Here is a 23,354-nt window from a genome sequence, read left to right as displayed (position 1 = left end):
GGTTAATGCCGGGGCGACCTGTGGTGCTGTACAAGTCTTTCGTTTTTGCCTCTATAAAACGAAAGTCGATACTTCTGGCTATCTTGCGGAGAAGATGATCCTTGGGGACAAGGTCATCTATGTTAAGGTAAAGTTCTGTTTGAAATTGGTCTTCTGTCTCTTTAAGCATCACATAATATAACAGAAAACGCCATGTAATTGCAATTACATGGCGTTTGTCAACAATCTGAGGCGGCATAAAAGCCGCCATCTTTTTATCCTTTAAAAAACTCTTTCATCCTGTCCCAAAGGGATTTCTGGGAGTGGTATGTCTCTTCCGTAACTGTCAGATCGAACTGTTCCAGAAGCTCCTTCTGCTCTTTGGTAAGCTGTGTGGGCAGGAGAACCTTAAGTTCTATGTTCATGTTTCCGATGCCGATCCCCTGAACGTCGGGAAGTCCCTTTCCTTTCAGGATGATTTTGTCACTCGGCTGTGAGCCTGCCTTAATGGTTATCTTTTCAGATCCGTTCAGCGTTGGTATGTCTATGGATCTGCCGAGTATCGCATCGACGAAGGATATCGGAAGCTCCATGTATATTTCTCTGCCCTCTCTTTTGAAGAGTTTGTGGGGAGTGACAGACACTTCAATGAAAAGGTCGCCTGCTGGACCGCCGTTACTGCCGGAATTGCCCTTGCCGGAGAGGCGCATTGTCATGCCGTCTTCGATTCCGGCGGGAACTTTGACACTCAGCTTGGTGGTGACGCGTTTTGTGCCTTCACCTCGGCATTCTTTGCAGAGTTCCTTGATTATCTGTCCTGTTCCGCCGCATGTGCCGCATGGCGTGCTGATGGCGAAAAGCCCCTGTCTGCGCTGGATGGTTCCTGAACCGTGACATGTGGGGCATGTTTCCATAGCACCCGGTTCCGCGCCTGTTCCGTCGCAGCGTGAGCAATTCTCTGTCTTGGGTACGCTGAGTTCCTTTTCACAGCCGAACGCCGCCTCTTCAAAGGAGATCTCAAGACCCATCTGTATGTTTGTACCCTTCTGGGGTCTGCGTTTGCGTCTGGTGCTTCCGGTGGTGCCGAAGAAATCGCCGAAAACGTCTCCGAAGAATTCTTCAAAGATGGTGTCTCCGTTTCCGAATCCCCCGCCTCCGCCGAAGCCGTTGTTTTTATCGTCAAAGACCCTTCCGTACTGGTCATACTGCGCACGCTTAGTGCCGTCGGAAAGAACGGAATATGCCTCGTTAATTTCCCTGAATTTTTCTTCCGCCTCTTTGTTGCCCTGATTTCTGTCGGGGTGATACTGCATGGCGAGTTTTCTGTATGCTTTTTTCAGTTCGGTTTCTGTGGCGTTTTTGTTAACGCCCAGAGTTTCATAGTAATCTTTAGCCAAGATACTGCTCCAAATCTTGTTCCCCTCTTTAACAAAGAGGAGTTAGGGGAGATTTACATTAAAAAAATCCACCCAGACCCTCCTTTTTCAAAGGAGGGAGAAGAACATAATAAAGGGGCTGATAAAATAATACCAGCCCCTTTGATAGAAAATTATTTCTTTTCGTCTTTAACTTCTTCAAACTCGGCGTCGACAACGTCGTCAGCGGTTTTTCCCTGCTGAGCCTGTTCGGTTCCGTCGGGTGATTGTGCTTCCTGCTGTTGTGCCTGCGCAGATTTATAAATCTCTTCGGCAAGTTTATGAGCAGATTTTGTAAGCTCTTCTATGGCAGCATTGATAGCTGCGGGGTCTTCGCCTGCTGATTTTTCTTTCAGGTCGGCAAGAGCTTTTTCGATTGCTTCTTTTGTCTGGGCATCAACTTTGTCGCCGTGTTCGGACAGTGATTTTTCAGTTGAGTAAACAAGTGTATCAGCCTGGTTTCTTGCCTCAACAAGCTCTTTTTTCCTTTTGTCCGCGTCAGCGTTAAGCTCAGCATCCTTGACCATTTTGTTTATCTCGTCGTCGGACAGACCGCTTGAAGGCGTGATGCGGATGGACTGTTCTTTGCCTGTTCCCTGATCTTTCGCGGAAACGTGAAGTATACCGTTGGCATCTATGTCGAATGTAACTTCGATCTGCGGAACACCGCGGGGAGCCGCGGGGATACCCACGAGGTCGAAACGTCCGATGTGCTTGTTGTCGTTTGCCATTTCACGTTCGCCCTGAATTACGCTGATGGTAACTGAGGTCTGGCTGTCGGCGGCAGTTGTGAATGTCTGGCTCTGACGTGCGGGTATTGTTGTGTTTCTGGGGATTATTTTGGTCATAACGCCGCCCAGAGTTTCGATACCCAGTGACAGAGGTGTTACGTCGAGCAGAAGAACGTCTTTCACGTCGCCTGCAAGAACCGCACCCTGGATAGCCGCACCCACTGCAACAACTTCATCGGGGTTGATACCTTTGTGGGGTTCTTTTCCGAAGAATTCTTTAACCTTCTGCTGAACAAGGGGCATACGGGTCATACCGCCGACGAGGATAACTTCGTCGATCTGGCTTGCGGAGAGACCTGCATCCTGAAGGGCTTTTTTGCAAGGTTCAAGAGAGTTTACAACAAGGTCCATTACCAGAGACTCGAATTTTGCTCTGGAAAGCTTAACAACAAGGTGTTTGGGACCTGTTGCATCAGCTGTGATGAACGGAAGATTTATTTCTGTTTCGCCTGCTGTTGAAAGTTCGTGTTTAGCTTTTTCAGCGGCTTCTTTCAGACGCTGAAGAGCCATTTTGTCGTTGCGAAGGTCGATTCCGTTGGATTTCTGGAATTCAGCCACCAACCACTCAACTATACGCATGTCGAAGTCGTCGCCGCCGAGGAACGTATCGCCGTTGGTAGATTTAACTTCAAATACGCCGTCGCCCAGTTCAAGGATGGAGATATCGAACGTACCGCCGCCAAGGTCGTATACTGCGATCTTCTCATCGTGTTTTTTGTCCAGACCGTATGCAAGAGCTGCGGCTGTGGGTTCGTTGATGATACGAAGAACGTTAAGACCGGCAATTTTACCTGCGTCTTTTGTTGCCTGACGCTGTGCATCGTTGAAGTATGCGGGAACGGTGATAACAGCGTCTGTAACTGTTTCGCCGAGGTAGTCTTCCGCAGTGGATTTCAGCTTTTGAAGAATCATAGCCGAAACTTCCTGAGGAGCGTATTTTTTACCTTTAACTTCAACCCATGCGTCGTTGTTGTCTGAACCGACTATCTGATATGGAAGGACTTTTTTTGCTTTTGCCACTTCGGGGGCATCAGATTTACGTCCTATCAGACGTTTAATAGAGAATATTGTGTTTTCGGGGTTAGTTATCGCCTGTCTTTTTGCCAGCATACCGACCAGTCTGTCAGAATCTGTAAAAGCCACAACTGAAGGTGTTGTAAGCGCACCTTCCGCGTTCGCGATAACTTTGGGCTGACCGCCCTCCATAATGCTTACGCATGAGTTTGTGGTTCCAAGGTCAATACCGATAACCTTTTTGGATGTTGCCATTGTTTCCTCCTGAGAATGTATAATTTTTTACTTATTCCTTTTGTTGACCTTCACTTTTGAGGGGCGAACCACTCTGCCGTGGAGGGTGTATCCTTTTTGCAGAACCATAAGTATCTTGTTGTCTTCATAATTTTCGTCGCAGTCAACCATCAGCGCCTCGTGGAATTGCGGGTTGAAATCGTCGCCTACAGTAAGCTCGATCTCTTTCAGACCGTATTTTTCAAGGGTTTCGCCCATCTGTTTCAGGGTGAGCTGAACGCCCTCTTTCAGAACCTCCACAGGGTTTTCCGTGGATATGTGGCTGAGCGCCATTTCAAAGTTGTCCATAACGGGGAACAGCGCGGATATCAGGTTCAGGTTGGAGTATTTCAGTTTGTCGTCAAACTCCTTTGTGAGCCTTTTGCGCACGTTGTCCATCTCCGCCAGAGAGCGCAGTTCGCTGTCCTTTGCGGCGGCGAGCGCCTCGGCGAGGCGTTCGTTCTGTTCGCGCAGAAGAGTAAGTTCGTCTTTCAGCGTCTCTTCCTGCTGCTCTTTGTTTTCCATTTCTTCCATTATCTATTTCCTCTTATTTATTCTCTAAAAATTTGCCCATTATGCCTGAAACAAGTTCGGCGGAGCAGTCCACAACGGAAACCACGTCTGTGTAGCGCATCCTTTTGGGACCTATGATGCCGAGCATACCTATGACGTTTCCGCCTCTGGAATAGGTCTTTGTTACAAGACCAAGCTCGCTCACTTCGGAGCGCCCTATTTCGGAACCTATGAAGATGTTCACCCCTGTGGCGTTCTGGCACTTGTCCAGAATATCAAAGATGAATTTTTTCTCCTCGAAAGTCTGAAAAAGCCCCTTGAGTCTCGATACGTCGCTGAATTCCGGCAGGTCGAGAATTGTCGTTGTCCCGCTGACGATTATGTCCTGTCCGAAATCAGTGTTCTGAAAGACCCTTTCGGTAACGTTCATAACATTCTGTACGAGAGTGTCCATACGGTTTTTATCGCGGCGCATCTCGTCCAGAATGGATGTTTTTACTTCCATAAGGCTTTTGTCTGTAAAATGGGTGTTCAGATAATTGCTTATCTGTGTCAGCTCGCTTTCTGTCACAGATGGCGGAACGTCTATCATGACGTTATGCACGATGCCTGTCTTGGCGACTACCACAGCCAGAACGGTTGTGCTGTCCAGTCTTATGAACTCAATATGTTTCAGAAGCATTGTGTTGAGCTTCGGGGAGATGACAAACCCCACTGAACGGGTAAGACGGCTCAGATTGTCGCTTACCTTTTTGAACATGCCGTTTATGTTTTCTGCACTGCAGTCGCTTTTCAACTGTTCAAGAATAGCCTTGTCGGAGAGACCGAATGTCACCAGTCTGTCGATGTAATACCTGTATCCCTCGTCGGAGGGTACTCTGCCCGCAGATGTATGGGGCTGAAGTATATATCCCTTTTCCTCCAGATCGCTCATTATGTTGCGAATGGAGGCGGGACCGAGTTTCAGCGGACCTGTCTTTGAAATGTGCCTTGAACCCACTGGTTCGTTGCTCTGCACAAATTCTTCAATGATAGTTTTAAGAACTGCCTCTTCTCTGTCGTTAAGGAAATTCATCGCTCACACCGTTTTGTTAGCACTCGCATGTTATGAGTGCTAATGCCTACAATATGAGTTGAGCCTGTCTGTGTCAAGCCTTTTTTAGTATGTTTTGTCAGAAGGAGTTAAGGATTTTTTCAATGGCTTCAAAAGCCGGGAGCGCACGTTCTTTTATGAAGATGTCAGGAGTGCAGACCCTCGCGGAAGACGGGTCGGGATTTATGGTGACTATTCTGCTTCCGTGCTGTTTAAGGCGTTTTGCTATGTAGTCGTTGGTTGGTATCTGGCTGCTGGAACCGATAAGAAATATCAGATCAACGCGGCGGTGCTTTTCCAGAAAACTTTCAAAATGGTTCAACTGAATTTCGTTCTCAATGTATTCCCAGTCGTTGAACATTAATATATTCGGGCGCAGCAGGTCTCCGCAAACGGGGCATTTCGGCATGGTGAGTGCTGACATGGTACTCTCATCCATCTCAAGTAGTGGGACATCAGTGTTGTGGCGCACACCGTAACGGCAGGATGCGCCGTTCATGCATTGAAGCCGCCACATGCTTCCGTGTATCTCTGTGACGCGGTCTGCTGGGAGACCGGATATTATATGATAACCGTCCGTGTTGGTGGTGTGTACGAAACTGCTTCCAAAGACATCTGTCACCATACGGTTTATGACCTCATAACCCTTGTGTGGAGTGTTTTTGCGGGCGTTACGTCTGCGCCATTCGTAAAAAGCCCAGCTGTGGTGCGGCTGTTTGCGGAACGATGCCGGAGATGCAAGCTCCTGCGGCAGAAGCCCTTTGTCTTTGAAAACAGGGAAGTTGCGCCAATAACCGTCGCGGTCACGGAAGGTGGGAATACCGCTGTCGGCACTCATTCCAGCCCCTGTCAGGAACAGGCAGGTTTTTGAATTATTAATCAGGTCTTTCAGTTCGTCGTACATGACAGATTTTAACATGAAAATGTTACGGATACACGGAAGTCGTTTGAGAGTGTTTAAAAGAAAAAACGGCGTCAAAAGCACATGGAAGTGCTTCGCGGATTGAGGCGAGACGCCTTTGGTGTCGAGTCGAGAGGAGCGTGAGCGCAGTGCGGATTCATTCCGCACGAAGCGTTGCGAACAAACGACACGGAAGTCGTTTGAGAGTGTATAATTGAAAAAAGGCGGCACAAAGCCGCCCTTTTTCTACGCTTGAAGAGATAGGAGGATATATTCCTCAGAAGGCACATATGCGTGCCATATATTTAACTTAGTCGTTATTTGCTGTCATTGTATGGGGATGTGGCATATCCGCCATGACTGTAACAAAAGAAACGCTGTCTGCGAGTGCCTCAACAACAACCTTGTCAGACGCGATTATATGGAGTTCCTTGCCCGCATAAAGCACACGGTCGCCCAGTGCGTTGCCTGCCGTTATCCATAATGAACCTTCGCTGCAATAGATGCTGATTGACTTAGCGTCTTCAAAACCTTTGGTCTGAAACCGTTTTAGTTTTAGCTCCTGTTTTGTTGTCATGATGCCACCTCATGTTTCGGAATTAAGTGTTCGCCCTATGGTGATTCTTATATTACAAAAAATCTTTATTTACCATCGGTCTTTTCGGAAGTCAGCCTTCTGAATTATGAAAGGCTTGTCTCGTGCCCACTTTCTGATTGTAAAATACAGCAATAACAGTTACCATAACAGATACAGAAAAATAGAAATGTTTACATAACAGTTGAGGACTGTATGGCAAAAGTTAAGCAGGAATTCCGGTACAGACAGGTTATGGATGTCATCGTCACTATGATGGAAAACGAAGTTCTCCGTCCCGGCGACAAGGTTCCCTCTCTTAGAAAAATGAGCGAAGAGCAAAGCGTCAGTCTCTCTACGGTGATGCAGGCGTATATGGAGCTTGAAAGTGTGGGCATGCTTGAAGCCCGCCCCCAGTCAGGGTTTTATGTGTCAGGCGGAACAATTGTTCCCCGCGAGGCGGTTCGCGTTACAAAACCAAGCGACCAGCCGATGCAGGTTAAGAATAGCAGTCTGATACAGGAAATACTGTATGCCATCACCAATCCGGATATCGTTCCCCTTGGCTGTGCGATGCCGGCAACTGAACTGTTACCCCACAGAGAACTGAACAGTATAATGAAGAAACTGTTATCCACCGACAGCGAATCCCGCGTGGAATACGGAGACGTTCAGGGTCATAAATTTTTTCGTCAGCAGCTTGCCTATTACATGAATATGAACGGCAACTCTGTCACCAGCGACAATATAATCATAACAAACGGAGCTTCCGAAGGAATCACGATGGCGATGCGTGCAGTGACGCGTCCGGGCGACCTTGTGCTTATGGAATCGCCAAGCTATTTCGGATTCATGCATCTGCTTGAAACGGCAAAGGTCTATGCTCTGGAACTTCCCACCAGCCCCCAGCACGGCATACTTATGAAAGATTTTAAAGAGGCGCTCAGCCGTTTCGATGTTAAAGCTGTTCTGGTTCAGCCGAATTACGGCAACCCGATGGGACACACCTATCCCGATGATGCGCGTAAAGAGATGGTGGAGCTTTGCAACAAAAAGGATATCCCCATCATTGAGGACGATATAAACGGTGATTTCAATTTCGGCGGCAGACGGCTTGGCAACCTGAAAAAATATGATAAGAACGGCAACGTGATACACGTTTCATCCTTCTCAAAAAGTCTGGCGCCGGGATACCGCGTCGGCTGGATAGAGCCTGGCAAATATTTCGACGAGATACTCCGTCAGAAGATAGCTTCCAGCATGGCGACCAATACAGTTCCGCAGCTGACGGTTGCACATTTCCTCGCATCCGGAAAATTTCCCAGACACCTGCGCAAAATGAATAACAGTTTCAAGGCTCAGGTTGAAACATATACATATCAGATAATGCGTCATTTCCCCGAAGGTACGCGTGTCACCCGTCCGCAGGGCGGTTTTGTGCTGTGGGTGGAGATGCCAGAAAAGGTGGATACGCTGGATATGTACCCCAGAGCGCTTAAAGAGAAGATATCGTTTTCGCCGGGCGGAATATTTTCGTCGCAGCAGAAATATAATAACTTCATGCGGATAAACTGCGGGTTTCCGTGGGATGCGAAATTTGAGAAATCAATAATTAAGCTGGGCGGGATAGCCAAGAGTTATTTATAAAATTGTGGGGGGCTGAAAAACCCCCTCAGACTGATGACAAAGTCAGGAAAAGGGGGATCGCGTCGTCGCATGCGCTCCTCGCGAAGACAAAAAACGTCTCTGCGAGGGTTTTAACCCGAAGCAGTCTAATGTGAGTATGTGCAAATTTAGTTTGTCAATAACGTGGGGGGCTTTTCAGCCCCCCTGTTTAGTTACTTTTTAATTTTGGAATCTATTTCCTGTGCGCTGACAGGTTTTGTACAGAAGTACCAGTCATAGCACTTCACGTTTTCTTCTTTGCCGTCAACCCTGTCTTTCGCAACGCCGCATGAACCTGCAGGCGGAACGATGACTTCGTCGCCTGGTCTCCAGTCTGCGGGTGTCGCACATGTGAAAGCGTCCGCTGTCTGAAGAGCGACTACGATTCTGAGAAGCTCGTCAAAGTTGCGTCCTGTACTGAGCGGATAGTAAAGCACTGTTCTTATAACGCCTTTAGGGTCGATAACGAATACTGCTCTGACAGCTTTTGTGTTGCTTTCGCCCTCCTGTATCATGCCGTATTTCTTCGCCACTTCCATTGTGATATCTTCAATGAGAGGGAATTTTACTTCCATGCCTTTCATGCCTTTGAAATCTATCTTCTCTTTAATGTTGCGAAGCCATGCTATGTGGCTGTAAAGCCCGTCCACGGAGAGACCAACCAGCTTACAGTTGTATGCCGCGAAGTCGTTTTCCATCTTCGCAAATGTCATGAACTCTGATGTGCATACTGGTGTGAAGTCTGCGGGGTGGCTGAAAAGGATGACCCAGCTTCCTTTATAGTCTGCGGGGAAATTTATCTCGCCCTGTGTTGTCACAGCTTTAAATTCTGGTGCCTGCTCGCCTATTCTTGGGATTGATACTACAGTGTTTTCCATGTTTTGCCTCCTTGGAATTTATATATTCGATAAAGCATATATAAGTGGAAAAAGATAATTAGTCAATAATTTTTTTCCAAAAGAGACAGAGAAAATTTATCCTGTATGAAATGAGATCAATTATCAATGAATTAAAGCGCGACTTTTTTGGACTGGAGACCGCCGGCCAGAACATTTTTCAATGTTTCAAATGCCGGTGATTCATCTGTGAGGTAAATTTCGCGGACTCCTGACTGTTCCGTGGGTATGTTGAGTTCTTTGATACACTCAAGCACAGCGTGTGAGGAATCGACTATGTTGAAATGAGGGAATTTTTCAAGTATGCGCCCTTTCAGAAGGGGATAGTGTGTACATCCGAGAATAAGAGTGTCGATGCCTGAGCCAGCAAGCTCTGAGAGGTACATCTGAACAACCTGTTTTGCCACGTCTGTTTCGATGAGCATCTCTTCGACTATCGGGACAAAGAGAGGGCATGCGGTCTGGTATACCTGCACTTCGGGTTTAAGAGCTTTCAGCGCCTTGACGTAAGATTCGCTCCGCACTGTTGCGCGTGTGCCGATAACGCCGATTTTGTTGTTATGGGTAACAGCCACTGCGCTTTTCGCACCGGGTTCGACAACGCCTATGACGTTAACGCCGAACTGTTTTTTAATGGCGTCTATGGCATATGACGATGCAGTGTTGCACGCCACGACTATGGTGTCTATCTTGAAGTTCTTAACGAGGAACCCTGCACATTCGAGGCTGTAGTTTATAACGGTTTCCTGTGATTTGTTACCGTAGGGAACGCGGGCTGTATCGCCCAGATAATACATATCCAGTTTCGGAAAATATTCGCTGATGGTTTTGTAAACCGTAAGTCCGCCCACACCTGAGTCAAAGATTCCTATAGACACTGTTCTCTCCTTTTCAGACAAGACAGGATAATATTACTGTCGGAAAAAATTGGCAAGAATTTTATATTCCCGCCGGATTGGCTCCCGTGGGTTTTGAAAAGAACATTGCATAAAGGAAGAGCGCATACGCGGCGATTGCCGCCAGAGCAACCCATGGGACATAAAAACCGATTGGTGCAAGTACGGCGACTATGAGCCAGTGGAGTGCTATGATCTTGCCTGAGTGCAGCATTATGGGGAAGTCCTTCTGACGGCAGATAACCGCAAGACCGCTTATGTTCCATCCGTAAAGGGAGAGCGTCCTGTGATAAAGTATCGTCAGCTGACGCATCTGTTCCGAAGGTTCTCCCATTGCATATATAAGGATATAGAAAACGCCTGACACTGCCGTCATCACCAGAAACACTATTCCCGATGTAAGAAACGCCTTCTGCTGTTCCATGTATCCCGTCTTTATATATAGGAGAAGAACTGCGGAAACTGCCACGAACAGTGTGAGCGATATTGAAAGTTCAAGCCAGACTGCCTCGAAAAGTATGAACAGGAAGAAGATGATAACGCCGACTGTGATGGTCCAGAACAGCGCGGTCTTAAAAAATATTATGCGTGCCGTGCCGTATTTTCGCATGGCGGCGAAAAGTACGCTGAGGGTTATGAGTGAACTGGGGAATGAAAATCCCAGGAAAAAGGTGTTCAGCGACAGCTTTTCAAAGTCCAGCCAGTGATAGTATTCGTGGTTGAGTATCGCCAGTATGGATATCAGAAGCCCTATGGAGAGGCAGAGAAGAGCCGCGTTATGGAACTTTACCGAAACGGAGTCCTTTGTTGTGAAAAACTGACGCGGGAAAAATCCGAATTTTTTTATACGCACTGATTCCGTTATGAAAAAAAGCACCAGTGCAATTATGACGCACGGCACATACATTTTAAAGAAAGCAAAAAATGCGAAAGCGAACGCAAGAACATAGAACAGCATGAGCCGTTTCGGCATTGTCTCCCGCTGCATTGTGAAATAAAGGATTATCGTTCCCCCGGAGCAGAGGTTGAAAAGGAAGATGTGCAGTCTCTCAAAGTCATATCCGCCGACGACATGATGCATAAACCCAAAACTGAGCGCAACTGTCATTGTGACGAGAAAAAGCAGTTTTAGAGAGACGCTCATGGTTCTAACCTCCCAGAAGATGCCTGAAAGCCTCGGTCAGATCGGGGTACCGGAACCGGAATCCGCTTTTTATGAGTTTATCGGGGTAAACATTTGCTCCCGAAAGCAGAACCTCCCTGCCCATCTGTCCGTACATTTTCATAATAACATACGGAGGGATATTAATAAATCTTGGTTTTCCCAGATAATGCGCCAATGTGTCGGAAAATTCTCTTGAGGTTAAAGCGTTCGGAGACGTAAGGTTCACCGCGCCGTTAATCTCTTTGTGTTCAAGCAGGTGTCCGATTGCATAAAGAACGTCGTCCATCGCTACCCAGCTCATATATTGTTTTCCGTTTCCGAAGACAGGACCAAGTCCGAGTGAAAACGGCATAAGCATCCTTTGCAGTGCGCCGCCGGCTGGGGTGAGTACAACGCCTATGCGGAGGAAAACAACGCGGATTCCCCTGTCGAGTGCGGGCTTTGCAGCCTCTTCCCATTTTTTACATACCTTTGCGATGAAATCGTGACTTCCGGCTTTTTCAGTCTCAGTTATCACTTCTTCGCCGCGAGCACCGTAATAGCCTATTGCCGATGCACAGATAAGGGTTTTAGGCGGATTTTTCATCTTGGCAAGAGTCTCTGCGAGCAGAGCCGTACTGCGTACACGGCTGTCTATAATCTCGCGTTTCTTCTCGTCTGTCCATTTTCCTTCGCCTATGGGTTCTCCTGTGAGATGGATAACGGCGTCGGCATTTTCAAACTTATCCTCTATTATTCCGGCGTTAGGGTTCCAGCATACGTCGCCTATGCATAGTTTTGATCTGTCGCGCAGAAGACGGATTATTTTGTGTCCCTGCGTCTGCAAAAAGGGGATCAGCGCCGAACCCACAACTCCTGACGAGCCTGAGACCACGATGGTTTTGGGTGCGGGGCTGTATTCCTTATAAAATTCTATGTCGTTTTTTGATATATCCTTTCTGTAGCGGAACATTTTCTCCAGTTTGCTATGTACGAAATTTCCGGCAAAGGCAGTTGAAAGCGGGTGCAGCGGAAGCTTATACTCAACATAATCCTTTATTGTTGTTATTCCGTCCTCTTCAGCGAAATAATGCGAGTGTTCCCATTTTGCGAAAGGTCCTTTGTTTTGTCTGTCTTTGAAGAATGAATCTTTTTCGTACTCTATGTGTTCAGCTTTCCAGACCATCGGAATAGGTCCCGTTTTAAGTTTTATATCGCACTTCGCGCCGGTTCTTATGCCTTCGTCGCGTCTGATAAGGGATATGTTCTCCCATGGCGGACTAAGTCTGAACAGCGCCCCCTCCCTTTCGTGCCATTCAAAAACAGTGGAAATATCTGCATACACTTGGGTTTCGTGTTCAAAAGTATTTGGTGAGCAATTTTTAACCATTTCTCAGTGTAAAACTAAAATTTCAGATATGCAACGGTGTGTTGCTATTTTTTTATGCAGTTGCTCCGGTTATGAGAATTGGTTTGGAACGAAGAGAAAAAAGACAAACGGCATTTATATTTTTCGTCAAAATGTACTTATTATGTTTTTGCATGCCTCTGAACCTATGTAAAATATTTGAGTTTAAATCTATTTCAGTAAATATTTCCAGAATTTAACTATTGATTCTTCATTATTATCTGCAAAAATCTATCATAAAAAATAGTTGTGAAGGTGTTATAGCTTATCCGAAATTTTGCATTGAAGTTTTTTATAATGTAATGTAAAACATAGTATCATTTTGGTCTATTCGGAGGTCTTTATGTCACTGATGCAGAAGTTTTGGGATATTGCAAAGGAGCGGAACAAAACCATCGTCCTGCCCGAAGGCTGGGATGAACGTACCATAGATGCGGCAAACGCCATAGCGGAGAACGGTTTGGCAAATGTTATCGTTCTCGGCAAAGAGGACGCTGTCAGAGAGCTTTTCAAATCAAAAGGCTATGAAGTCCGCTGCAGAATAATAGACCCCGAAACCAGTGAATATTTAGAAGACTTTGTAAATACATACTATGAAAGCAGAAAATCTAAGGGTATGACGCTTGAAGAGGCTCAGGCAAGCATGAAGGATGTGAACTATTTCGGTTCCATGCTTGTGCAGAAGGGAATTGCCCACGGAGCTGTTACAGGTGCCTGCCACACCACAGGAGACGTGCTTCGTGCCGCCATCCGCGTGATAGGCACAAAAAAAGGTATGAAAACAGTATCAAGCTGTTTTATTATGGTGACACCAAAAACAGAGTTCGGCAAGGACGGAGCAGTTCTTTTTGCCGACTGCGCAGTCATTCCGAATCCCGATGCGCAAACTCTTGCAGAGATAGCTGTGGCGACGGCGGACAGCTGCAAGGCTTTTCTTGAGGTTGAGCCGAAAGTGGCGATGCTCTCTTTCTCAACGAAGGGGAGCGCAAAAAGTCCCGAAACAGAAAAGGTTATCGAGGCTACAAAAATAGCGAAGTCAATTGCCCCTGAACTTAAAATTGACGGCGAACTTCAGGCGGATGCGGCTCTGCTTGCTGCGGTGGGTGCAAAGAAGGCTCCCGGAAGCGACGTTGCGGGTTCTGCGAATGTTCTTGTGTTCCCGACACTTGACGCAGGAAATATAGGGTATAAACTTGTAGAAAGGATAGCGGGCGCAGAGGCTATCGGACCCGTTATACAGGGACTTGCAAAACCGGTTAACGACCTCTCCAGAGGATGTAAATACATGGACATTGTCAATGTGGCGGCAATAACCGCCGTTCAGGCTGACTAGGGGGTTTATTTAGATGGATATTCTCGCTCTTAACTGCGGCAGTTCATCGGTTAAATACCAGCTTTACGACTGGACCAACAAACAGGTTGTAGCAAAGGGTCTGGTTGAAAGAATAGGTATCGGTGACTCGTTCATCGTGCATGAGGTTCCGGGAAAGGATACCGTGCGCGAGGAATATGAGTGCCACGACCACTCCGCGGCAATCGGTCTTATTATTAAAACACTCTCCAGAGGCAGCACTGCCGTTATCGACAGTATGGAGCAGATATCCGCCGTGGGACACAGAGTTGTCCACGGGGGTGAAGTTTTTGCCAGAAGCGTACTTATAAATGAAGAAGTTCTTAAAACAATAGAAGACGTTGCACACCTTGCGCCGCTGCACAACCCGCCCAACCTTGCAGGTATCCGCGCCGCGCAGAAGGTTATGCCCAACGTTCCTCACGTTGCGATATTCGACACGGCATTCCACCAAACAATGCCTGACTATGCATACACATATCCCGTTCCGTACGAATGGTACGAGAATTACGGAGTTCGCAGATACGGTTTCCACGGAACCAGCCACCTCTACGTTTCAAAACGTGCGGCTTCGCTCCTTGGAAAACCTGCGAAAGAGTGCAACATCATCACCATGCACATAGGCAACGGTGTTTCCCACACGGCTATCAAAAACGGCATCAGTGTTGACACCTCCATGGGTATGACACCTCTGGAAGGTGCTGTGATGGGTACAAGGTGCGGCGACGTTGACCCCGCCGTTCCGCTTTTCATGATGCAGAAGCTGAACATAGACGCTAAGGCTATGGACAACCTGCTTAACAAAAAATCCGGCGTTCTCGGCATGACAGGCAGGTTCACTGACAGACGTGATGTTATCGGTTGTGAAGACGACGACTATAAACATCGCTGTACTCTCTCCCTTGAGGTTGAGGCATACAGACTGCGCAAATATATAGGCGCATATTATGCCGTGCTTGGCAGAGTGGACGCGATAGTGTTCACTGCCGGCGTCGGTGAGAATGCAGGGGTTATCCGCCAGATGGCTATTGAAAACCTGGAGCCGATGGGAATCATCGTGGATAAAGAGAAGAACCTCAAAACTTTTGCAAAACACGGCGAAACGGAGATTTCAACCCCCGATTCAAGAGTAAAGGTTTTTGTTATCCCAACAAACGAAGAACTGGTGTTTGTGGAGGATGTTGTTGCGATCCTTGAGGGTACCTATAAAGACCACACAGAGTATCCCTACTCCTTTTTAAAGTAATATTACTTCTTTCCCCTCCCTCCTTTAGCAAAGGAGGGTCGGGGTTGATTTGCTTTATTTCCGCTTATCTGCTTCGCATAACTGCGTCAGTTTTTCCTCGGAACTGCTCACATACAAATCCGTATGCTCACAGCCCTCTCGGCAAAGCCTTCCTTGTTCTGCTTGCATTTAAGCAGAAAGTTTTTTAGACGCGCCTTTCTCCCTTCCTTCTTTGTGATGGCAAAGTAGTTTGTGTTTTTTTCTTGTTGCTAAAAAAATCTGCAATTATCGAAATTTCCTCTTTAAAAATACAAAAACAGTCCTATTATAAATTTCAGAGCTGCTAGATAAAAGGTGACACCCTTTTAATCCTCAAAACCACCCGTTAAAAAGGCATAACATGAATGCCACCTCTTGGGACGGTGCGGGCAGCCCCCCGCACCGTCATTTTATTCCCAATCCTTGCAATTATCTGTAAAAATGCTATTGTAGTACATCTATTAAATCATCTACAGGCGGACGGATGGAAGACATCTTTTCCAAAGAAAAACAGCCGGAGGACTTTCAGACACAGAACATCAGACCCGGCGGGTTTGACGATTATGTCGGTCAGTCAAAGGTTAAGGAGAATCTGAAGGTCTTTGTTCAGGCGGCGAAACAGCGCGGACAGAGCCTTGATCACTGTCTTTTCCACGGTCCTCCCGGGCTTGGAAAGACCACCCTTGCAAACATCATAGCCCATGAAATGGGTGTAAATATAAACTCCACCAGCGGTCCCGTAATCGAACGTGCGGGAGACCTTGCGGCTTTGCTAACAAACCTTCAGGAGGGTGATGTTCTGTTCATCGACGAGATACACAGACTCCACTCAAACGTGGAAGAGATACTGTATCCCGCAATGGAGGACTATAAACTCGATATCCTCATAGGTCAGGGACCTGCGGCAAGAACCGTAAAAATAGACCTGCCGCCCTTTACCCTTGTGGGAGCCACAACCCGCGCGGGACTTCTGACTTCCCCTCTTCGGGACAGGTTCGGGATGATTCTTAAACTCGAATTCTACGGTATAGATGAACTCACAAGTATAATACTGCGCGGAGCTGGTATACTTGAAACAAAAATTGAGGACGCCGCCGCAAAAGAGATAGCTTCCAGAAGCCGCGGCACCCCGCGTATAGCCCATAGAATACTGAGGCGTATCAGAGACTTTGCGGATGTGCTTAACAACGGGTTCGTTTCTCTGGACATAGCAAGAGAAGGTCTTTCAAGGCTTGAGATAGACCGTGAAGGGCTGGATAATTCAGATCGTGCGCTTTTGCTCTCGATAATCGAGAAATATGACGGCGGTCCCGTCGGTGTGGATACTCTGGCAGCTACGTTGAGCGAAGAGCGGGACACTATTGAGGATGTTATAGAACCATATCTGATATACAGAGGATTTATCAAGAAAACTCCCAGAGGTCGCATGGCGACTGCCATGGCTTATGAGCATCTGAGACTCACAGCCCCCAACCGTGTAACGGTTGCGGATTTTCTGGATGAGAACGAATAGATGGCGAAAAAGAAAAGCCGCTATGTGTGCCAGAACTGCGGATATGTTTCGCCGGGCTGGATAGGCAAATGCCCCGAATGTTCAAGCTGGAGCAGCTTCGTTGAAGAGATTGAGGAACCGTCTGCTCCTGCAGGTAAAAAATCGCATGAACCTTATGTCTCTGCGGTCAATCTCAGAGACGTCCGCGGACTTGAGACTGAGCGCACGCACACCGGCATAGGTGAATTGGATCAGGTGCTGGGCGGCGGACTTGTAAAGGGTTCCGTCATACTTGTTGGCGGTGAACCGGGCATCGGTAAATCTACGATAATGCTTCAATCGGCAGGTATTCTGTCGGTGGGCAGCAGAAAAGTGCTGTACGTTTCCGGAGAGGAATCGGCGGCACAGATAAAGCTGAGAGCGGAAAGACTTGGCATCGGCACTGCGGATATAAGTATACTGCCCACCAACAGTCTTGAGGACGTGCTTTCGGCGCTGGACTCTGAAAGATTTGACTATGTTGTGCTGGACTCGATACAGACGGTTGCATCCGCCGAGCTTAATTCGGCGGCGGGAACTGTCGGGCAGGTACGGCACGTTACCTATAGACTTGTTGAAGTGGCAAAGAGCCGTGCCATAACGGTTCTTATCGTCGGGCAGGTCACAAAGGACGGCTATATAGCCGGTCCGAAACTCTTGGAACACCTTGTCGATACAGTGCTTTACTTTGAAGGGGACTACAGCCGCGGGCTTCGCATCCTGCGCTCGGTGAAGAACCGTTTCGGTCCAACGGATGAGGTCGGCATCTTTGAGATGAGTGACAAGGGGCTGATAGAGCTTAAAAACTACAGCTTTGCGGATGATGCGGACAGAAGCGTTTCCGGCAGGGTCAACGTTCCCGTGATAGAGGGCACAAGGGCTTTTCTGGTCGAAGTGCAGGCACTTGTTGCGCCGACCTTTTATCAGTTTCCCAAACGCAACGCCATGGGCATAGACGTGAACCGTATGAACATGCTGCTGGCGGTTCTGGATAAGAAAGGCGGACTTAATCTTGCAGGAAGCGACGTATATATAAATGTCGCCGGCGGCATGAAGATAACGGAGACAAGCGCTGACCTTGCGCTGTGCGCCGCCATAGTTTCTTCATACAGGGAACAGGCTATATCGCCTGAAACCACCTTCATAGGCGAGGTCGGGCTAACCGGGACAGTGCGTCCGGTATCCAATATGAAGAGCCGTATAGCCGAGTGTTATAAGATGGGAGTGAGAAAATTTTATCTCCCGGAAAAAGTCGAGTTTGACAAAAAAATAGAAATCGTTTTAACTAGGGATATATCAGGCTTTCTTGATATGTTTTAACAAGGAGATTGTATGGGACTTCTCGACGGTAAAAAGGCATTGGTCTTCGGTGTTGCGAATAATAAAAGCATCGCCTATGCCATCGCCAGAAATTTCATTGAGCAGGGCGCAGAAGTTGCGTTCAGCTATGCAGGCGAAAAACTGGAAAGCAGAGTGGCAAAGGTTTCCGAAGAACTCGGAGGGAAGTTTCTTGTTCCCTGCGACGTTACGAAGGATGAAGAGATAGAAGCTTGCTTCAACATTGTTAAGGAAAAATGGGGCAAATTCGATATACTCGTTCACTCGGTTGCGTATGCACCCGGCGACGCTCTGAAAGACCGCTACGTTGACACAAAAAGAGCCGACTTTGCAATGGCAATGGACATCAGCGTTTATTCGCTGCCCGCAATTGCAAAATATGCAGAACCTCTTATGAACGAAGGCGGTAGCATTATCTGTATGTCGTACCTCGGTGCGGAAAGAGTTATTCAGAACTATAACGTTATGGGTGTTGCCAAGGCTGCGCTTGAGGCGTCAACACGCTATCTTGCAGCAGACCTGGGGGTGAACAAGATACGCGTTAACGCTATCTCTGCGGGACCTATAAAAACCCTCGCCGCTGCCGGAATATCCGATTTCAAAAAGATATTCAACCACATAGCGGAACACGCACCCCTGCACGACAACTGCACACAGGAGGACGTGGGCAGAACAGCCGTTTATCTTGCCAGCAGCCTTTCATCCGCTGTAACGGGTGAGGTTATATACGTTGACAACGGCTACAACATAATGGGTCTTTAAATTTAGCTTTAATATAAGATTTTAAGGGGGCATCTTTGATGCCCTCTTTTCATTCAGGCGGCACAATGTCGGAAACCGAAAACGCTGTCAGCGTCAAAAATCTGAATTTTTCCTACGGTTCCAGTGAAGTTTTGCGCGATATCACATTCGACATAAAAAAAGGCGAATTCCTTGCTGTTATAGGACCCAACGGAGGCGGTAAAAGTACGCTTCTGAAGATACTGCTTGGGATACTCAAACCGCAGTCGGGCGATATAAAAGTTCTGGGGCAGAAGCCAGGAACAGTGAGCAGGGTCGGATATGTTCCGCAGAATGTTACATCAGGCGGCGGATTTCCGATAACCGTCGAAGACGCTGCGCTTATGGGCAGGATGCTTTCCAAAGGCGGCTTCACAAAAAAGAGCGACAGAGATTACGTCCGCATGGTACTGGATGAACTCCAGATAAGCAATGTGGCGAAAAACCGGATGGACGACCTTTCCGGCGGTCAGCGTCAGCGTGTTCTTATGGCGCGCGCACTTGCCGGCGAACCGGAACTTATATTTCTGGACGAACCGGCTTCAAACGTCGATATGGAGGGACAGACCCGCATATACGACATACTTGCCAAACTTAACGAGAAAATGACCATCGTGGTTGTCAGCCACGACCTTACCATAATACCTAAATTCGCAACGTCCGTCGCGTGTGTCAGCACAACCCTGCACAAGCATGACGAGGCGGAGGTTACGGAAGAGATGATGCAGATGTCATACGGTGCGGACGCTCAGTGTCCTGTCGAGCTGGTGGCGCACGGACATCCCCACAGGGTTCTCATGGAGCATAAATGACCGACATACTTTCATACGGATTCATACAGAATGCTATCTGGGCGGGCGTACTTGCTTCAATAGCGTGCGGGATAATCGGCACGCTGGTTGTCGTTAACCGTATAGTTTTTATTTCTGGCGGTATAGCTCACACGGCATACGGCGGCATAGGTCTGGCGTTCTTTCTGGGTATATCCCCTCTTCTCGGTGCAGGAATATTTGCAGTTGTTGCCGCTGTGATAATGGCGCTTATCACTCTTAAGGACAAGAACCGTTCCGATACCGTAATCGGTGTTATGTGGGCATGCGGCATGGCGTTCGGTATAATTCTGGCTGACCTGACACCCGGATACGGCGTCGATCTGATGAGCTATCTTTTCGGGAGCATCCTTGCGGTGCCTGATTTGGATCTCATTTACATGGGCGTACTCGACGTATTCATCATCGCATATGTACTTCTCTATTTCCGTCAGATACATGCGGTCAGTTTCGATATGGAATATGCCACAAGCATGGGCGTCCGTTCGGGTATCATCTATACTGTTCTGCTGGTTATGTCCGCTCTGGCTGTTGTGCTTCTGATAAGGGTTGTGGGGCTTATTCTGGTGATAGCGATGCTCACCATCCCGCCTTATATCGCGGAGAAGAAGGTAAGTTCGCTGAAGGGCATGATGATACTTTCAAGTATACTGTCTCTGGTTTTCACTCTTGCAGGGCTATACTGCGCCTATGTATTCAATCTCACATCTGGTGCCAGCATAATAGCTGTTTCATCCGTATGTTTTTTTCTTTTCATAATATATGAAAAGATCAGGGCTGTGCTTCGCTCCTGATTTTTATGCACCTTATAATAAACGACTGTGTTAAATAGAGTTTGTTTTATTCACCGTATCAAAAATTCGATTTTAAGTTTACTCCGCATGATGTATACTGAGAAGCTGTTGATAATAAACTGTCTTGATTTTTATACTGTAATTTATTAGGCTGTGAGACTAATGGGAAAAATTATCGCTATTGCAAATCAAAAAGGCGGTGTTGGCAAAACAACCACCGCGATAAACTTAAGTTCGGCGCTTGCATTTGCCGAGGCAAAAGTGCTTGTTGTGGATATGGACCCTCAGGGGAACGCCACAAGCGGTCTCGGTGTGTCCCTCGAAGAGGGTCAGCCTTCCATCTATGATGTGCTTATAGGCAGAGCCGAAACAAAAGATTCAATAATCCACACAAGCGTGGAGAATCTGGACATAATACCGGGGAACATAAATCTTTCCGCGGCCGAAATTGAGCTTGTCACGGAGATATCCAGAGAGACAAAACTCAAAAAGGCGCTGGCTAAGGTTTCTGACGAATATACTCTGGTGATAATCGATTGCCCGCCTTCTCTGGGACTTCTCACAGTGAATTCCCTTACGGCAGCAAACTCCGTGCTGATACCGCTTCAATGCGAATATTACGCAATGGAGGGGCTTGGTCAGCTTCTGAACACCATCGGGCTGATACGGGAAAGCCTCAACGAAGAACTTGAGATGGAGGGTATCCTGCTCACCATGCACAACCCCGGAAATAATCTTTCAAAAGAAGTTCAGAAACAGGTGGAGGAGTATTTCAGCGAAAGTCTTTTCAAAACCATAATTCCGAGAAACGTAAAACTTGCCGAGGCGCCCAGCTTCGGTCAGTCTATAATAGAATATGACCTTAAATCAAAAGGTGCCGCGAGCTATATTGAACTCGCAAAAGAGATGCTGGAGAGGATGTCATGAAAAAAACCTCACTGGGTAAAGGACTTGAATCGCTGATCCCTAAAGCTGACAAGCCCAGAGCCATGGTCAGCGAGATAGATATAACAGATATCTACCCCAACCCCGACCAGCCCAGAAAGGTTTTTGACGAGGCGGCTCTCGCGGAGCTTACGGAATCCATCCGCAGAAACGGTATCATTCAGCCTATTGTTTTGGCAAATACAGAAGAGGGCTATGTTATAATCGCCGGTGAAAGACGCTGGCGTGCGGCAGGATTGGCAGGACTGCGCAAAGTTCCCGCTGTTGTCCGTGAGATAACAAGGGAATCCGAGCAGATGGAACTTGCCCTCATAGAGAATATCCAGAGGGAAGACCTTGGCGCGCTGGAACTTGCAAGAGCTTATAAAAACCTTATGGATACCCACGGATATCGTCAGGAGGACGTGGCGGACGTTGTCGGTAAAAGCCGCTCCGCCGTTGCGAACACAATCCGTCTTCTGGGTCTGCCCGTCCGCGTTATAGAAGCGCTTGAGCTTAAACAGATTACAGAGGGGCACGCAAGGTGCCTCATTGGGCTGGACGAGAAAAAGGCTGTTGAAATACTCATTAAAATAATAGAAAATAACCTTTCTGTCCGTGAAGCGGAAAAGCTTGCCTCTAAAAAAGAAAAGCCGGAACCGGAGACGGTTGAAAAGGGTGAGAACGTTTTCCTTTTAAGCCTGAAAAGCGAGATGGAAGAGTTCTTCAAAACTCAGGTTGAGATAAAGTCCAGAAAAGACGGCGGAACCATCGAAATAAAATATACCAACAATGATGAGCTTGACAGGATAATCAAGACCATCAGAGGGGAATTAAGTTGATAAAGGGAAAAGACACAGGCGGAATAGACGCATTTCTCGGTAAAAACACGACGTTTCAGGGAACCCTTATATTCGACGGACTCGTCAGAATAGACGGAAACTTTGAAGGGAATATAAAAACAGAGGACACTCTGGTTATTGCAAACTCCGGCAATGTTAAGGCGGAGATTGAAGCGGGGGATATCAAAATTTCGGGACGCTTTGACGGCGTTATAACTGCAAAAACAAAGGTTGAGCTTTATAAACCCGCTTATGTGACAGGAAAGATAATCACACCGGTTTTCAAGGTTGAAGAGGGAGTCGTTTTCAACGGGAGCTGTCAGATGGGCAATGATAGAAGCGTGACCATAGAAGAGGAGTAATTCCCCATGAGAAAACCCCTTATTTACGGCAACTGGAAAATGAACCTTGATGTGAAGCATTCCGATGACCTTGTCCGTTCACTGCTTTCTGTAAAACTGGACTACGGAATGGTTGACGTCGGTGTTGCGCCGGATTTTTGCAGTCTTTCGACAGTGGCAAAAACAATAAGAGATATGGGTGTGCCGATATCCGTTGCAGGACAGAACGTATCACAGCATGAGAAGGGAGCCTTCACAGGAGAAGTGAACGCCGACATGCTTCTTACTGCCGGAGCCGATACCGTTATCATCGGACATTCCGAAAGAAGGACAATTTTCGGAGAAACCGATGAACTTATCAACGAAAAGGTGCGTCTTGCTCTTAGATGCAAACTCCACGTTATTCTCTGCGTCGGCGAACTGCTCGCAGAAAGAGAGGCGGGAGTTCATATAGACAGGGTTCTTTATCAGCTTGGTATGGGGCTTCGCGGCGTTGGCGTTGACCGGGTAAACAATATCACTATTGCATACGAGCCGGTCTGGGCGATAGGAACAGGCGAAACAGCTACTCCTGCTGATGCGGAAGAGATGCATGTTGCCATCAGAAAGTTCCTGTCGAAAATATACGGTCCTGTGGTTGCGAACAAGATTCGCATACTTTACGGCGGAAGCGTTAAACCCGATAACATAGGCGCGCTGATGCTCAGAGAGAATGTTGACGGCGCATTGGTTGGCGGAGCCAGCCTTGTTGCCGAGGACTTTATAAAAATAATCAATTTTTACAAATAACCTGGAGA

Annotated in this window: 22 protein-coding genes; 12 read left to right on the top strand and 10 right to left on the bottom strand. The window is 47.4% G+C overall.

All coding sequences use genetic code 11. From position 1 onward, the window contains the following. Nucleotides 1-254: 254 nt before the first annotated feature. The 6 genes from dnaJ to LRY47_RS03345 all read right to left on the bottom strand — a co-directional run bounded on the left by dnaJ (nt 255) and on the right by LRY47_RS03345 (nt 6,556). Complete coding sequence (gene dnaJ / locus LRY47_RS03370) at nt 255-1,376, bottom strand: molecular chaperone DnaJ (protein WP_295222590.1); 1,122 nt, start codon at nt 1,374-1,376, stop codon at nt 255-257. A 152-nt stretch (nt 1,377-1,528) separates the two neighbouring features. Next, entirely contained in the window at nt 1,529-3,454 is a 1,926-nt protein-coding gene (dnaK, locus tag LRY47_RS03365) for a molecular chaperone DnaK (RefSeq protein WP_295222588.1), read from the bottom strand. Between the two features lie 27 nt (nt 3,455-3,481). Next, entirely contained in the window at nt 3,482-4,006 is a 525-nt protein-coding gene (gene grpE, locus LRY47_RS03360) for a nucleotide exchange factor GrpE (protein ID WP_295222586.1), read from the bottom strand. A gap of 13 nt (nt 4,007-4,019) precedes the next feature. Then, nucleotides 4,020-5,060 (bottom strand): heat-inducible transcriptional repressor HrcA, encoded by a 1,041-nt coding sequence (hrcA, locus tag LRY47_RS03355; RefSeq protein ID WP_295222584.1) that lies wholly within the window; start codon nt 5,058-5,060, stop codon nt 4,020-4,022. A gap of 97 nt (nt 5,061-5,157) precedes the next feature. Further along, entirely contained in the window at nt 5,158-5,997 is an 840-nt protein-coding gene (locus tag LRY47_RS03350; RefSeq protein ID WP_295222582.1) for a Sir2 family NAD-dependent protein deacetylase, read from the bottom strand. 292 nt (nt 5,998-6,289) lie between these two features. Continuing rightward, entirely contained in the window at nt 6,290-6,556 is a 267-nt protein-coding gene (locus tag LRY47_RS03345; RefSeq protein WP_295222581.1) for a DUF2917 domain-containing protein, read from the bottom strand. A 213-nt stretch (nt 6,557-6,769) separates the two neighbouring features. Here LRY47_RS03345 and LRY47_RS03340 point away from each other — a divergent pair, with 213 nt between their 5' ends. After that, nucleotides 6,770-8,200, top strand: coding sequence for a PLP-dependent aminotransferase family protein (locus tag LRY47_RS03340; RefSeq protein WP_295222579.1), 1,431 nt, complete (start codon nt 6,770-6,772; stop codon nt 8,198-8,200). 191 nt (nt 8,201-8,391) lie between these two features. On the opposite strand, the gene LRY47_RS03335 is transcribed toward LRY47_RS03340, so the two are convergent. The 4 genes from LRY47_RS03335 to LRY47_RS03320 all read right to left on the bottom strand — a co-directional run bounded on the left by LRY47_RS03335 (nt 8,392) and on the right by LRY47_RS03320 (nt 12,544). Further along, nucleotides 8,392-9,096, bottom strand: a complete 705-nt coding sequence (locus LRY47_RS03335; RefSeq protein ID WP_295222577.1) for a peroxiredoxin — start codon at nt 9,094-9,096, stop codon at nt 8,392-8,394. 131 nt (nt 9,097-9,227) lie between these two features. Next, the gene (murI, locus tag LRY47_RS03330; RefSeq protein WP_295222575.1) at nt 9,228-9,992 is read right to left on the bottom strand and encodes a glutamate racemase; all 765 of its coding nucleotides are present in this window, start codon (nt 9,990-9,992) and stop codon (nt 9,228-9,230) included. Between the two features lie 61 nt (nt 9,993-10,053). Then, the gene (locus tag LRY47_RS03325) at nt 10,054-11,154 is read right to left on the bottom strand and encodes a hypothetical protein (RefSeq protein WP_295222573.1); all 1,101 of its coding nucleotides are present in this window, start codon (nt 11,152-11,154) and stop codon (nt 10,054-10,056) included. Nucleotides 11,155-11,158: 4 nt separating this feature from the next. After that, a complete protein-coding gene (locus LRY47_RS03320; RefSeq protein ID WP_295222571.1) occupies nt 11,159-12,544 on the bottom strand; it encodes a TIGR01777 family oxidoreductase in 1,386 nt (461 codons plus the stop codon). Nucleotides 12,545-12,905: 361 nt separating this feature from the next. Here LRY47_RS03320 and pta point away from each other — a divergent pair, with 361 nt between their 5' ends. The 11 genes from pta (at nt 12,906) to tpiA (ending at nt 23,346) form a co-directional block, all read left to right on the top strand. Further along, nucleotides 12,906-13,895 (top strand): phosphate acetyltransferase, encoded by a 990-nt coding sequence (pta, locus tag LRY47_RS03315; protein ID WP_295222569.1) that lies wholly within the window; start codon nt 12,906-12,908, stop codon nt 13,893-13,895. Nucleotides 13,896-13,908: 13 nt separating this feature from the next. After that, on the top strand, nt 13,909-15,159 hold the full coding sequence (locus LRY47_RS03310) for an acetate kinase (protein WP_295222567.1): 1,251 nt from the start codon (nt 13,909-13,911) through the stop codon (nt 15,157-15,159). 502 nt (nt 15,160-15,661) lie between these two features. Continuing rightward, on the top strand, nt 15,662-16,690 hold the full coding sequence (ruvB, locus tag LRY47_RS03305; protein ID WP_295222565.1) for a Holliday junction branch migration DNA helicase RuvB: 1,029 nt from the start codon (nt 15,662-15,664) through the stop codon (nt 16,688-16,690). Further along, nucleotides 16,691-18,028 carry a DNA repair protein RadA gene (gene radA / locus LRY47_RS03300; protein ID WP_295222563.1) on the top strand — a complete coding sequence of 446 codons (1,338 nt, stop codon included), beginning with the start codon at nt 16,691-16,693 and terminating at the stop codon, nt 18,026-18,028. Between the two features lie 12 nt (nt 18,029-18,040). Then, nucleotides 18,041-18,808: an enoyl-ACP reductase gene (locus LRY47_RS03295; RefSeq protein ID WP_295222561.1), complete on the top strand. Its 768-nt coding sequence runs from the start codon at nt 18,041-18,043 to the stop codon at nt 18,806-18,808. Between the two features lie 38 nt (nt 18,809-18,846). Next, on the top strand, nt 18,847-19,638 hold the full coding sequence (locus LRY47_RS03290; RefSeq protein WP_295222559.1) for a metal ABC transporter ATP-binding protein: 792 nt from the start codon (nt 18,847-18,849) through the stop codon (nt 19,636-19,638). Then, nucleotides 19,635-20,450, top strand: a complete 816-nt coding sequence (locus tag LRY47_RS03285) for a metal ABC transporter permease (RefSeq protein WP_295222557.1) — start codon at nt 19,635-19,637, stop codon at nt 20,448-20,450. The genes LRY47_RS03290 and LRY47_RS03285 overlap by 4 nt, the downstream gene beginning before the upstream one ends. Before the next feature lie 162 nt (nt 20,451-20,612). Continuing rightward, a complete protein-coding gene (locus LRY47_RS03280) occupies nt 20,613-21,377 on the top strand; it encodes an AAA family ATPase (protein WP_295222555.1) in 765 nt (254 codons plus the stop codon). Beyond that, entirely contained in the window at nt 21,374-22,216 is an 843-nt protein-coding gene (locus tag LRY47_RS03275; protein ID WP_295222553.1) for a ParB/RepB/Spo0J family partition protein, read from the top strand. Before LRY47_RS03280 ends, LRY47_RS03275 begins: the two co-directional genes overlap by 4 nt. Beyond that, on the top strand, nt 22,213-22,578 hold the full coding sequence (locus LRY47_RS03270) for a polymer-forming cytoskeletal protein (protein WP_295222551.1): 366 nt from the start codon (nt 22,213-22,215) through the stop codon (nt 22,576-22,578). The genes LRY47_RS03275 and LRY47_RS03270 overlap by 4 nt, the downstream gene beginning before the upstream one ends. A 6-nt stretch (nt 22,579-22,584) precedes the next feature. Next, on the top strand, nt 22,585-23,346 hold the full coding sequence (tpiA, locus tag LRY47_RS03265; protein ID WP_295222549.1) for a triose-phosphate isomerase: 762 nt from the start codon (nt 22,585-22,587) through the stop codon (nt 23,344-23,346). The last annotated feature ends 8 nt before the right edge of the window (nt 23,347-23,354 follow it).

This window comes from Seleniivibrio sp. (assembly GCF_021209385.1).
Lineage (GTDB): Bacteria > Chrysiogenota > Deferribacteres > Deferribacterales > Geovibrionaceae > Seleniivibrio.
This window is presented reverse-complemented; position numbering and strand designations above follow the sequence as displayed.

Excerpts from the sequence above, each read along its gene's own strand:
- dnaK (WP_295222588.1), bottom strand. The coding sequence starts at position 3,454 with ATGGCAACATCCAAAAAGGTTATCGGTATTGACCTTGGAACCACAAAC.
- grpE (WP_295222586.1), bottom strand. The coding sequence starts at position 4,006 with ATGGAAGAAATGGAAAACAAAGAGCAGCAGGAAGAGACGCTGAAAGAC.
- hrcA (WP_295222584.1), bottom strand. The coding sequence starts at position 5,060 with ATGAATTTCCTTAACGACAGAGAAGAGGCAGTTCTTAAAACTATCATT.
- LRY47_RS03350 (WP_295222582.1), bottom strand. The coding sequence starts at position 5,997 with ATGTTAAAATCTGTCATGTACGACGAACTGAAAGACCTGATTAATAAT.
- LRY47_RS03345 (WP_295222581.1), bottom strand. The coding sequence starts at position 6,556 with ATGACAACAAAACAGGAGCTAAAACTAAAACGGTTTCAGACCAAAGGT.
- LRY47_RS03340 (WP_295222579.1), top strand. The coding sequence starts at position 6,770 with ATGGCAAAAGTTAAGCAGGAATTCCGGTACAGACAGGTTATGGATGTC.
- LRY47_RS03335 (WP_295222577.1), bottom strand. The coding sequence starts at position 9,096 with ATGGAAAACACTGTAGTATCAATCCCAAGAATAGGCGAGCAGGCACCA.
- LRY47_RS03325 (WP_295222573.1), bottom strand. The coding sequence starts at position 11,154 with ATGAGCGTCTCTCTAAAACTGCTTTTTCTCGTCACAATGACAGTTGCG.
- LRY47_RS03320 (WP_295222571.1), bottom strand. The coding sequence starts at position 12,544 with ATGGTTAAAAATTGCTCACCAAATACTTTTGAACACGAAACCCAAGTG.
- pta (WP_295222569.1), top strand. The coding sequence starts at position 12,906 with ATGTCACTGATGCAGAAGTTTTGGGATATTGCAAAGGAGCGGAACAAA.
- LRY47_RS03310 (WP_295222567.1), top strand. The coding sequence starts at position 13,909 with ATGGATATTCTCGCTCTTAACTGCGGCAGTTCATCGGTTAAATACCAG.
- ruvB (WP_295222565.1), top strand. The coding sequence starts at position 15,662 with ATGGAAGACATCTTTTCCAAAGAAAAACAGCCGGAGGACTTTCAGACA.
- radA (WP_295222563.1), top strand. The coding sequence starts at position 16,691 with ATGGCGAAAAAGAAAAGCCGCTATGTGTGCCAGAACTGCGGATATGTT.
- LRY47_RS03295 (WP_295222561.1), top strand. The coding sequence starts at position 18,041 with ATGGGACTTCTCGACGGTAAAAAGGCATTGGTCTTCGGTGTTGCGAAT.
- LRY47_RS03290 (WP_295222559.1), top strand. The coding sequence starts at position 18,847 with ATGCCCTCTTTTCATTCAGGCGGCACAATGTCGGAAACCGAAAACGCT.
- LRY47_RS03285 (WP_295222557.1), top strand. The coding sequence starts at position 19,635 with ATGACCGACATACTTTCATACGGATTCATACAGAATGCTATCTGGGCG.
- LRY47_RS03280 (WP_295222555.1), top strand. The coding sequence starts at position 20,613 with ATGGGAAAAATTATCGCTATTGCAAATCAAAAAGGCGGTGTTGGCAAA.
- LRY47_RS03275 (WP_295222553.1), top strand. The coding sequence starts at position 21,374 with ATGAAAAAAACCTCACTGGGTAAAGGACTTGAATCGCTGATCCCTAAA.
- tpiA (WP_295222549.1), top strand. The coding sequence starts at position 22,585 with ATGAGAAAACCCCTTATTTACGGCAACTGGAAAATGAACCTTGATGTG.